This window comes from Kribbella sp. NPDC048915 (genome assembly GCF_040649595.1).
Lineage (GTDB): Bacteria > Actinomycetota > Actinomycetes > Propionibacteriales > Kribbellaceae > Kribbella.
The window spans coordinates 87,902-99,098 of record NZ_JBEZFT010000019.1 but is presented as its reverse complement, the minus strand read 5'-3'; the positions used below and the strand labels follow the sequence as shown (position 1 = coordinate 99,098).

10 protein-coding genes are annotated in these 11,197 nt (G+C 70.1%); 6 read left to right on the top strand and 4 right to left on the bottom strand.

Annotated elements, in window-relative coordinates:
- From AB0B82_RS13335 to AB0B82_RS13325, 3 genes are all read left to right on the top strand, one after another.
- The coding region (locus tag AB0B82_RS13335; protein WP_360166341.1) for an IS1380 family transposase at window positions 1-879 on the top strand (879 nt) is incomplete at its 5' end.
- A 998-nt stretch (window positions 880-1,877) separates the two neighbouring features.
- Window positions 1,878-2,249: a YciI family protein gene (locus AB0B82_RS13330; protein WP_360166338.1), complete on the top strand. Its 372-nt coding sequence runs from the start codon at window positions 1,878-1,880 to the stop codon at window positions 2,247-2,249.
- Between the two features lie 227 nt (window positions 2,250-2,476).
- Window positions 2,477-3,103 (top strand): superoxide dismutase, encoded by a 627-nt coding sequence (locus AB0B82_RS13325; RefSeq protein ID WP_360166335.1) that lies wholly within the window; start codon window positions 2,477-2,479, stop codon window positions 3,101-3,103.
- A 121-nt stretch (window positions 3,104-3,224) separates the two neighbouring features.
- On the opposite strand, the gene AB0B82_RS13320 is transcribed toward AB0B82_RS13325, so the two are convergent.
- Window positions 3,225-4,007, bottom strand: coding sequence for an alpha/beta hydrolase (locus tag AB0B82_RS13320; protein WP_360166332.1), 783 nt, complete (start codon window positions 4,005-4,007; stop codon window positions 3,225-3,227).
- 157 nt (window positions 4,008-4,164) lie between these two features.
- Between AB0B82_RS13320 and AB0B82_RS13315 the strand changes: the two genes are divergently transcribed.
- Together AB0B82_RS13315 and AB0B82_RS13310 are read left to right on the top strand one after the other, a co-directional pair.
- Window positions 4,165-4,632: a phage holin family protein gene (locus AB0B82_RS13315; protein ID WP_360166329.1), complete on the top strand. Its 468-nt coding sequence runs from the start codon at window positions 4,165-4,167 to the stop codon at window positions 4,630-4,632.
- Window positions 4,629-5,024 (top strand): DUF3618 domain-containing protein, encoded by a 396-nt coding sequence (locus AB0B82_RS13310; protein WP_360166326.1) that lies wholly within the window; start codon window positions 4,629-4,631, stop codon window positions 5,022-5,024. The genes AB0B82_RS13315 and AB0B82_RS13310 overlap by 4 nt, the downstream gene beginning before the upstream one ends.
- A 39-nt stretch (window positions 5,025-5,063) precedes the next feature.
- Here the strand turns inward: AB0B82_RS13310 and AB0B82_RS13305 are convergent, their stop codons facing one another.
- Complete coding sequence (locus AB0B82_RS13305; RefSeq protein WP_360166323.1) at window positions 5,064-6,320, bottom strand: RNA polymerase sigma factor; 1,257 nt, start codon at window positions 6,318-6,320, stop codon at window positions 5,064-5,066.
- A 127-nt stretch (window positions 6,321-6,447) separates the two neighbouring features.
- Between AB0B82_RS13305 and AB0B82_RS13300 the strand changes: the two genes are divergently transcribed.
- On the top strand, window positions 6,448-9,435 hold the full coding sequence (locus AB0B82_RS13300; RefSeq protein ID WP_360166347.1) for a glycine--tRNA ligase: 2,988 nt from the start codon (window positions 6,448-6,450) through the stop codon (window positions 9,433-9,435).
- Here AB0B82_RS13300 and AB0B82_RS13295 read toward each other — a convergent pair.
- A complete protein-coding gene (locus AB0B82_RS13295) occupies window positions 9,419-10,405 on the bottom strand; it encodes a GDSL-type esterase/lipase family protein (protein WP_360166320.1) in 987 nt (328 codons plus the stop codon). The genes AB0B82_RS13300 and AB0B82_RS13295 overlap by 17 nt on opposite strands.
- A complete protein-coding gene (locus AB0B82_RS13290) occupies window positions 10,402-11,097 on the bottom strand; it encodes a GntR family transcriptional regulator (protein ID WP_360166317.1) in 696 nt (231 codons plus the stop codon). The genes AB0B82_RS13295 and AB0B82_RS13290 overlap by 4 nt, the downstream gene beginning before the upstream one ends.
- Window positions 11,098-11,197: the final 100 nt, after the last annotated feature.

Below are 11,197 nucleotides of genomic sequence, written 5' to 3'. Positions count from 1 at the left end.
GCGCCGGTCGTGGTGGCGCAGCGGCTGCGGAAGGGATCGGTCGGCTCGCCGCGCGGCGCCAAGCGTCTGGTCACCGACGCGTTGAAGACCGTGCGTGGACTGCGTGGAGTATCGCCCGGCGCGCCGCTGGTGCGGGCCGACTCGGCGTTCTACGGCCGCGGGCTGGTGCTGGCCGCGGTCCGCGCCGGCGCCGATGTCTCGGTCACCGTCCGCCTCGACAAGCGGGTCAAGGCCGCGCTCGAGGTCATCACCGACGACCCCGACGCGTGGACCCCGATCGAATACACCGACGCGATCTTCGACGAGCAGACCGGCCAATGGATCTCCCGCGCCGAAGTCGCCGAAATCCCGTACACGGCGTTCGCGTCCCGCAGCAAAGCCGAACGAGTGCCCGGTCGGCTCGTAATCCGCCGCATCCCCGACCTCAACCCCGGCAAGAGCCAGGCATCCGGACAAGAAACGCTGTTCGACACCTGGCGGTTCCACGCCTTCTTCACCACCACCGACACCCAGACCATGGACACCGTGACAGCGGACAAGACCCACCGCGGGCACGCGATCATCGAACAAGTCAACGCCGACCTGAAGGACTCCGCCCTCGCGCACCTACCGTCCGGGGTGTTCACCGCGAACGCCGCCTGGCTCGTGCTCGCCGTGATGGCGTTCAACCTCACCCGCGCCGCCGCGACCCTGGCCGGCCCCGAACTGGCCAAGTCCCGCACCGGCACGATCAGACGCAAGCTGATCAACATCGCTGCCCGGATCGCCTCATCCGCGAGGCGAATCACCCTGCACCTCCCCCTCGGCTGGCCCTGGCAACAGCAATGGACCGCGCTGTTCAACCACGTCTGCGGACCACCAGCCACCGCCACGCCCTGACCACCCCGCCGAACCGCGGCCCGACCAACGCAACCCCAAGTGGAACTCACCCGCAGCGAGGCGGGACACCCCACCACGCCCACCGAGCCCAGCACCACGCCGAACCGGAATCAGCGCATCACGACAAACCGATCGGTGGATCGAGGTTTAGAGAGCCCAGGCAGAGCCCAGGCAGAGTTCTGGCATTGCCCTGGTCTAGCCAGGTCGTGTTTGCGGCCCCGGGCGCCGGGATCGGGCGGTCGGAGAGGGTCTCGACCGCCGGCTGCAGGTGCGGACGGAGGGTGTCTTCGGTCGCGATCGTGAGGGCCGGCGTACCGACGGCGGTCCGGAGGGCGCGGATGTTGGTGCGTCAGCGTCGCGGGCAGCTCCTCGAGCGGATCCCGCCGCAGCACGACCGGTGCCGACGAGGTCGCACCGCCTCGGTGGACAAACCGGACTTCGAGCCTCAGTGCCGGGAATGCCGGGGCCGGATCGAGCCCGACCTCGCGGCGACGCGCGGACGCTCGCACCGCCGTTCCCATCCCGGGGCGAACCGAAGCCTGGCGAGCCGAAGCCGGGCGCACTCGAGCAGCCGAGCCGGGTCGTCTCGCGGGGCGCATGTCACCGTGATCGCCAGTACGCCGGCGCGACCGGCATCAAGGGCGAGGTCAGCGGGGCCGACCCCTGTTCACCCGCGGGTACGGTCCGCGCGATCACGAGCGCCGGCCGGGCGAACGATGTGTTCGCGGTGCACTACGTCCGGAACCACCCCGACGGGCGGACGAAGCCCTCCGGCGTACAGCCGCCGTACACGCGCAGCGGGAAAAATCATCTACCGCAACCGCTGCGCGCCGTCGCGAAGTTCACCGCGCGCCGTCTTCGCGAAGCCGCCCGTCGAGAGCGTGCTGCTCGCGGTGATGGACGACCAGCCACACGAAGCTGGAGCTGGGTGTCGATCCGGGCAGAGCTCGCTCGACGTGTGGGTAAGTGATCGATCGACACGACGAGGAGTAGCAGCGATGCGCTACATGATCATCAACAAGGCGGACGCCGACAGCGAGGCCGGAAAGCTCCCGGCGCCGGAGCTGGCCGAGGCGGTCGGCAAGGTTGTCGACGACCTGTCGAAGGCCGGTGTCTTGCTGTTCGCCGAAGGTGTGCACCGCAGTGCGCTCGGTGCGCGGGTGAAGGTCGCGGACGGGCGGCGGACCGTGACGGACGGGCCGTTCACCGAGACCAAGGAGCTGATCGGCGGCGTGATCGTCGTCGAGGTCCGCAGCCGCGACGAGGCGATCGAGTGGGCGGCCCGGCTGGCCGAGGCGCTGGGTTCCGAGATCGAGGTACGGCGGGTCGTCGAGGAGGCTGACTTCGGTCCCGACTCGGAGGTGTTCTGAGGCTGATCCAGGTGAGACGCGGGCGTGGGTTGTGGAGTCGAGTATGTGAAGCTGGGGGTGTTCGGCGATCCCACCCGGTGCGGACGGGGACGCCGAGCACCGGTCGGAGGCCGCGTGCGCCCGGCGTGGCGTCTTGACCTCAACCGTGGTTGAAGTTTCAAGCTGGTGCCGCTGACAACAGGACATCGGAGACAACGGCCTCGCGGGGCCCTGACGAAGGAGCAGAGTTGACCACGTACACGCTTCCCGACCTCCCCTACGACTACGGCGCACTCGCGCCGAGCATCGCCGGCGAGATCATGGAGCTGCACCACTCCAAGCACCACCAGACCTACGTCAACGGTCTGAACGACACCCTGGAGAAGCTGGCCGCGGCCCGCGAGAAGGGTGACTTCGGCGCGATCGTCGGGCTGGAGAAGTCGCTCGCCTTCAACCTCGGCGGGCACGTCAACCACTCGATCTTCTGGAAGAACCTGTCGCCGGACGGCGGCGACAAGCCGGACGGCGAGCTGGGTGCCGCGATCGACGAGTTCTTCGGCTCGTTCGACGGCTTCCAGTCCCACTTCACCGCCAGCGCCACCACGATCCAGGGCTCCGGCTGGGCCATCCTCGGCTGGGACGCGCTGGCCGGCAAGCTGCTGGTGCACCAGCTCTACGACCAGCAGGGCAACCTGCCGGCCGGGCAGATCCCGATCGTGATGCTGGACATGTGGGAGCACGCGTTCTACCTGCAGTACAAGAACGTGAAGCCGGACTACGTCAAGGCCTGGTGGAACGTGGTGAACTGGGCGGACGCCCAGGCCCGCTTCGACGCGGCCCGGACCGGAGCCGGCGCGCTGATCACCGGCGCCTGATCCACCCGGTACCGCAACCGCAGTACCCGCAGTACGACGAAGGGCGTCCGGCACACCGCCGGACGCCCTTCGTAGCTCGCGGTCGCATCCGTTGCCGACGGCTGTCGCCGAGCACTCGGCGTCAGGCGCAGAATTCGGCGATCACCGGGGCGATCGCCGCGGCCTTGATCACGTGATTCTGGCCCGGGACTTCGCGGTGTACGGCGCCTGGTACGGCGGCCGCCAGCGCGCGGGTCGAGTTCTTCATCCAGGTCGGGCTCTTGCCGCCGTTCACCACCAGCACCGGCGGGTCGACGGACGCCCATTGAGTTGCGTCCATCGGGTCGCCGAAGCAATTCTCGCCGAGCACCCGGGCGTCGTACGGCAGTGTGTGCGCGACTGCCTTCATCCGCTTCCAGGCCGGCATCAGCCGCATCATCGCGACGACCACAGCGGGCATTCCGATGCCCCGGGTGAAGAAGTACTTGATCGCGTCGCTCGGCTTCCGGGCCTCCAGATCGGCGACCCAGGTGCGTGGAATCTGCTCGCGGCTGTCGTCGACGACGTACGGCGGCTCGAAGGCGACCAGCTTCTCGATCGGCAACCCGGCCGCGGCCGCACGCAGTGCCAGCGCCGCGCCGGAGGACGAACCGTAGACGTACGCCGACCCGCCGGCCGCCTCAATCACCGCGGCCAGGTCCTCAAGCTCCCGCTCGACCGCGTACTCCCCGGTGTCGCCGGAGTCGCCGCGGCCGCGCCGGTCGTAGTTGTAGACGGTGAACCGGTCCGCGAGGACGCCGGCCAGCTCGGGCATCGGGCCCATGGTGCGGGAACACATCGCGCCGTCGACGAGGACCAGCGTGGGTCCGGCGCCGCGCCGGTCGTAGGCGATGGTGGTGCCGTCCTTCGAAACCACGGTGTCCATGGTGGATTCCTCCTGATGGGTGACGATCTCACCACTGCGTCGAGTACGGCGGGCGACATCTCGACAGGTTGTGACGCAGATCACGTCGTACGCGTTCGGCTGCGTGCCGATCGCCGGGCGTGGGTACCGGTGCGCCAACCGAGTACGGGAGGCGGTCATGGCGACAGGCCCGGAAGTTGTCCGGCGCGACCCGGTGAACGTCGCGAGGCATCGACTGAACGGTGAGCAGCCGGCCATCGGCGCGCTCGTCAGTCAGGCGACCAGCGACCTCAGCCAACTGGTCCGCGACGAGGTACAGCTGGCCAAGGCGGAGCTGAAGGAGAAGGGCAAGGAGGCCGGCGTCGGGGCCGGGCTGTTCGGCGGGGCCGGCGCGATCGCCCTGTACGGCCTCGGTGTCCTGATCGCCGCGGCGGTGCTCGGCTTGGCGACCGCGCTGCCGGCGTGGCTGTCGGCGCTGATCGTCGCGGTGCTGTTGTTCGCGATCGCGGGGATCGCCGCGCTGCTCGGCAAACGGCACGTCGCGCGTGCCGCTCCGCCCGTTCCGCAACGTGCCGTCGACGGCGTGCACGACGACCTGGAAGCGCTCAAAGGCCACCAGCCGGAGGGAAGGAGCACAACAGCATGACCAGCACCAAGTCCACCGCCCATTCGACAGCCAGCAACGCCGCACACCGGGACCCGAGGAGCGAGAGCGAGACGCTCCGCGAGGACCTCGAGTACACCCGCCAGCACCTCGCCGACACGGTGCAAGAGCTCACCCGCCGGCTGAACGTGCCGCACCGGATGAAGGAGACCGCCGCGAACGCGGGTCACAAGGTCACCGGTGCCGCCGGCTACACCGGCGAGCGAATGAGGGGTGCGGCCGGGCAGACTGGACAAATGATGAAGCAGGTGCCCGGCGCGGTGAAGAACCTGCCGGCGACCGGCAAGCAGCACCCGAAGGTCACTGCTGCCGTCGGTGGTGCTGCGCTCCTCGGCGCCGGCGCGATGGCCTGGATGGCCAGGCGCCGCAAGTAGGCCGTAGATAGGCCGCAAGTAGGCCCGCAAAGAGGACTTTCAGCAGGCCGCGGCGCGCTCCAGCAGCAACGTGCGCTCCCGCTCGTTGCGCGTGAGCGCCGCGGCCCGCTCGAACTCGGCCCGCGCCTCGTCCAGCCGTCCCAGCTTGAACAGCAGGTCGCCACGGACACTCGGCAGCAGGTGATAGTCCTTCAGCGACGGGTCGTCGGCCAGCAGGTCGACGGCCTGCAGACCGCGCTCCGGGCCGAACGCCATCGAGATCGCCACCGCCTGGTTCAGCTCGACCACGGGTGACGGGGCGACCTGCGCGAGGACGGCGTACAACCCCGCGATCCGCTCCCAGTCGGTGTCCTCGGGGTCCGCGGCGCGGGCGTGACAGGCGGCGATCGCGGCCTGGAGCAGGTACGGTCCGGGCGGCCTTTCCAGGGCCCAGGCGCGCTCGATGCCTTCGAGTCCGCGGTTGATCAGCAGCCGGTCCCAGCGTCGGCGGTCCTGGTCGAGCAGCAGCACCGGTTCGCCGTCCGGCCCGATCCGCGCGTTCGCCCGCGACGACTGCAGTTCCATCAGGGCCAGCAGGCCGAGCACCTCGGGTTCGTCCGGCATCAGCTCGACGAGCAGGCGGCCGAGCCGCATCGCCTCGTTGCACAGCGCCGGGCGCATCCAGTCGTCGCCGGCGGTCGCGGAGTACCCCTCGTTGTAGATCAGGTAGACGACCTCGAGAACCGACTGCAGTCGCTCGCGCAGGTCCGGCCCGGACGGCACCTCGAACTCGACGCCGGCCTTGGCCAGGTTCCGTTTGGCACGCACGATCCGCTGCGCGATTGTTGCCTCGGGCGCGAGGAAGGCGCGGGCGATCTCGTCGGTCTTCAGACCGCCGAGCAGCTTGAGCGTCAGCGTCACCCGGGCGTCCATCGTGAGGACCGGGTGACAGGCGGTGAACACGAGCCGGAGCAGGTCGTCCTCGATGTGGTCATCGAGGATCGCCTCGACGTCGTCCTCGACGCTGTCGCCGGTGATCTCGAGTTCGTGGCCGAGTTCGGCGAGCTTGCGCTGGTACGTCTCCTTGCGCCGAATCAGGTCGATCGCGCGCCGTTTCGCAATCGCCATCAGCCACGCGCCCGGGTTGTTCGGTACGCCGGATTCCGGCCACTGTTCGAGCGCGGCGACCAGCGCGTCCTGCGCCAGTTCCTCCGCCAGCCCGACGTCCCGGACGATCCGGGCCACACCCGCGATGATCCGCGCCGACTCGATCCGCCAGACCGCGTCGACCGCCCCCTGTGCCTCGGCAACCGTCACCTGCCGATAGTAGACAGCAATCCGGTCCGTGGCCGGGTGAGGTCGGCGGGTAACCACCGGTGGCGGGCCTAATAGACTGCGCTGCGAGAACCCCCCACCGACGGCTCGAGGTTGTGCTGTGCTCACCATGCAGGACGCGCTGCTGGCGCTGACGAAGTACTGGACCGACCGCGGCTGCATGGTCGTGCAGCCGTTCAACACTGAGGTCGGTGCCGGAACGCTGAACCCGGCGACCATCCTGCGCGTCCTCGGACCGGAGCCGTGGCGGGTCGCGTACGTCGAGCCGAGTGTGCGGCCGGACGACAGCCGGTACGGCGAGAACCCGAACCGCCTGCAGACCCACACCCAGTTCCAGGTGGTGCTGAAGCCGGACCCGGGCAACCCGCAGGAGCTGTTCCTGGAGAGCCTGACCGCGCTCGGCATCGATGTCGACGCGCACGACGTCCGGTTCGTCGAGGACAACTGGGCGAACCCGGCGACCGGCTCGTGGGGCCTCGGCTGGGAGGTCTGGCTGGACGGCCTGGAGATCACCCAGTTCACGTACTTCCAGCAGGCCGGTGGGATGACGCTGGATCCGGTGTCGGTGGAGATCACCTACGGCATCGAGCGGATCATGATGGCGCTGCAGGGCGTCTCGCACTTCAAGGACATCGCCTACGCGCCGGGCATCTCGTACGGCGAGGCGTTCGGCCAGGCGGAGTACGAGCTGAGCAAGTACTACCTCGACGACGCCGACGTGGAGTCGCAGAAGCGGCTGTTCGAGGAGTACGCGAACGAGGCGCGCCGGATGATCGACGACCGGCTCCCGGTGCCGGCGCACATCCAGGTGCTGCGCTGCTCGCACACGTTCAACGTGCTCGACGCCCGCGGTGCCGTCAGTACGACGGAGCGCGCGAAGGCGTTCGGCCGGATGCGGACGCTCGCCCGCGAGGTCTCGCGGCTGTGGGCCGAGCGCCGCGCCGAGCTGGAGCACCCGCTGGGCCTGGCCGAGCTGCCGCCCGCGGCGCCCGCGCCGACCGAGTTCCCGGCGATCAGCGGGACCCGGCAGCTGACCTTCGAGATCGGCACCGAGGAGATGCCGCCGTCGGAGGTGACCAAGACCGCCCAGGCCGTGCAGGCGGCGCTGGAGGAGAAGCTGGCCGCGACCCGCCTCGGGCACGGCCGGATAACGACCTACGCGACGCCGCGCCGGGTGGTCGCGTTCGTCGCCGAGGTCCAGGCGGGCGAGCCGGATGCCGAGCGCGTCGTCCGCGGTCCCCGAAAGTCGGCGGCGTACGACGCCGACGGCAACCCGACCAAGGCCGCGGCCGGGTTCGCGCGCGGTCAGGGCGTGGACGCGAGTGAGCTGCACGACCTGGACGTGGACGGTGTCGAGTACGTCGCCGTCACCAAGCCGGACCCGGGCCGTGGTGCGGCCGAGGTGCTCAGCGGTGTGCTGAGCGAGATCGTCGCCGGCCTGCGCTCGGACAAGAACATGCGGTGGAACGACGCCAAGCTGTCGTTCACCCGCCCGATCCGCTGGCTGGTCGCGCTGCTCGGCGACGAGATCGTCCCGGTCTCGGTCTCCAGCCTGGCCGCCGGCCGGACGACGCGCGTGCACCGCACCGCCGCGCCGCCGAAGGTCGAGATCGCCTCCGCCGAGGGATACCTGGATCTGCTCCGGATCCACGGCATCGAAGCGGATCCGGCCCGTCGCCGCGAGACGATCGTGGCTGCGGCAACCGAGCTGTCCGCGGGCGTCGGCGGCACCGTCGACTTCGAGGGCGAGTCCGCGCTGCTCGACCAGATCGTCAACCTGATCGAGGAGCCGACGCCGATCCTCGGCGGCTTCGCGGCCGACTACCTCGAGTTGCCGAGCGAGATCCTCACCACGGTGATGCGCAAGCACCAGCGGTACCTGCCGGTCCGCGACGGCGCCGGCAAGTTGCTTCCGCACTTCGTTGCCGTGGCCAACGGTTCGGTCGACGAGGACGTGGTCCGGGCCGGTAACGAGGCGGTCCTGCGGGCGCGCTACGAGGACGCCGCGTTCTTCTGGCGCGCCGACCTCGAGACCCCGCTGGAGTCGATGCAGGGCGAGCTGGACAAGCTCGCGTTCGAAGAGCGGCTCGGCTCGATGGCCGACCGCGCCGGCCGGATCGGCCGGATCGCGCTGGCCCTGGCCGGGAAGGTCTCGCTGGGCGAGGACGACCTCAGCACGCTGCGCCGGGCCGCCGAGCTGGCGAAGTTCGACCTCGGGTCGCAGATGGTGGTCGAGCTGACCAGCCTGGCCGGCACGATGGCGCGTGAGTACGCGCGCCGCGCGGGCGAGACCGAAGCGGTCGCCCAGGCGCTGTACGACATGGAGCTGCCGCGGTCGGCCGGCGACCCGGTGCCGTCAACGACTCCAGGTGCATTGCTGGCGCTCGCCGACCGGTTCGACCTGCTGGCCGGGCTGTTCGCGGTCGGTGCGAAGCCGACCGGCAGCTCCGACCCGTTCGCCCTGCGGCGCGCGGCCGCCGGTGTGGTGGCGATCCTGCGCGAACACCCCGAGCTGCGCGCGATCACGCTGCCGGACGGTCTCGAAGCTGCCGCCACGGAGATCGGTGCCCAAGGCATCGATGTACCGGCGTCGTCGCTCGACGAGGTCGTGGAGTTCGCCGTACGCCGGTACGAGCAGCAGCTGCTCGATCGTGGGGACGACCACCACCAGGTGGCCGCTGTGTTGCCGCTGGCAACTGCTCCGGTGGTCGCGGACGAGACGCTGAACACGCTGCAGGGTCTGGTCGGCAACAGTGACTTCGCCGACCTGGTCGCGGTGCTGCAGCGGGTCCGCCGGATCGTCCCCGAAGGCACCGCGCCCGAGTACGACGCGAGCAAGCTGACCGAGCCGGCCGAGGTCGTGCTGCACGAGGCCGTGCAGAAGATCGGTCAGGCGCCGGCCGGTTTGGGCGACTTCGTCGCCACCGCGTCGGTGCTGATCGAGCCGGTCAACGCGTTCTTCGACGAGATCCTGGTGATGGCCGAGGATCCCGCCGTCCGCGCCGCCCGCCTCGGCCTGCTGGCGACCATCAGCCACCTGGCCGCGCCCGTCCTCGACTGGCAGGCCCTGGGGACCAGCCTCACGCCGACCGAGTAGCCAGCTGAGGCGCGAGGCGCTCCGCGATCAGGCGGTAGCCGTCCGGGCCAGGGTGGAGGTCGTCGGCGTAGAGTTCCCGGGCTTCGTCCGCGGTGAGGATGTCGCGACCGTCGACAACCGTGACCGCCGGATCGCGGCGCGCCCCGAGCTCCACCAGGTCGCGGACGGTGTCCAGCGTCAGGCCGACCTCGTTCGGCTTGCCCTCGACGTTCGGGGCGACCAGCGGGGTGATGACGACGATCGGCGTCTCCGGATGGCCGGACCGGACGGTGGCGACAAAGGCCTCGACCGCACTCGGCAGCGTCCGTCCGCTGAAGGTGCTGCCGCCGAACACGTTGATGCCGAGGCAGAGCGAGATCAGGTCCGCCGGGTTGTCGCGGATTGTCCGTGCGGCGATCGGGTCGAGGTGACACTCACCCGCGAATCCGAGCGCGCGGAGATTCCATCCTTGCCGGCGAGCAACGAGCGCCGGCCAGGTTTCGGACGGACCGTCCGCACCGGCACATTGCGTGATCGAACTGCCGTACGTGATCCAGTGCGGTCCGTCAGTCGCGACCGGATCGGCCGTACCGTCGAAGACCGGCTCCCGGACCGCGATCACGCCGGCCTGCGGTAGCCAGATCTCGATCTCGTGCGCACCCGGCTCGAGGTCCACCTCCAGTCGCTGCTGGCCTTCCTGTACGGCGCGGCGCGCGTGCAGGGTGCCGTCGACCAGCACGTCCACGGGGGCGATTCCGGTGTAGATGCCATGTTCCGCCCGCACCTGGAGGCAGACGGAGCGGGCCGACGTTCGCCAGCGACCGCGCACCCCGGCGGGCGTGGCCGCGCGAACCCAGAGACGGTGGCCCGGGCGGTCCGGATAGCCGGTCCAGTCGGTGAGCGCGAAGCCTTCGCCACGAGGGTCGAGGCGCCAGAAGGTCGTCCAGCCGGCGGCGTCGGTGTCGCGGTGCTGATAGCCGGTCCAGCTCATGCGCGCACTCCTCGGATACCCCGTGGGGAAGGATCGACCGGCTGCGCGGCCACAGTGGTCAGCCGGGCGACGGCCCGGGCGCCGAGGCTGGCGTCGACATGCGCGAGCATGACGTCGGAGGCCGCGCGGCTGTCACCGGCCGCGATCGCGTCGACCATCGCCAGGTGCTCGGAGTGAGTGCGGTCGAGGTCCTCGTCGGTGCGGCCGTCCTCGAGCGCGAGCCGGCGATACCGGTCGGCCTTGTCCCAGAGCCCGTCGAGCGTCTGGACGAGCAGTTCGTTGTGCGACGCCGAGTAGATCGCGGCATGGAACCGGCGGTGCGTCAGCAACTCGACCGGGCCCGGATCCGCGCGCAGCGGGAGTAATTCGTCCGCCGTCCGGCGGATCAGTGCGAGGTCCTCGCGGGTCCGCCGTTCCGCGGCCAGGGCGGCCGCCAGCGGGTCGAGGGACCGCCTGATCTCGACCAGGTCGCGGGCTTCCTCGACGGTCAGCCGGGTGACTCGGGCGTCGCGGTGCGCGTCCAGCTCGACGAGTCCCTCGGTCATCAGCCGGCGCAGCGCCTCGCGCAAAGGTGTCGTACTCACGCCGAGCTCGGCGGCCAGCGCGGCCTGGGGGATCACCGCGCCGGGCAGCAGGTCGCCGCGCAGCACGCGCTCCCGGACGAGTTCGTACGCGAGTTCGGCCTTGGTCACCGCTGCTCCTCTCGGTTATAGCGAGCGATCGCAGCATATCAAGGCCTGAGACGACGCAGCGGCAACGATTGACTTGAGTCGTTATAACGACTCACACTGC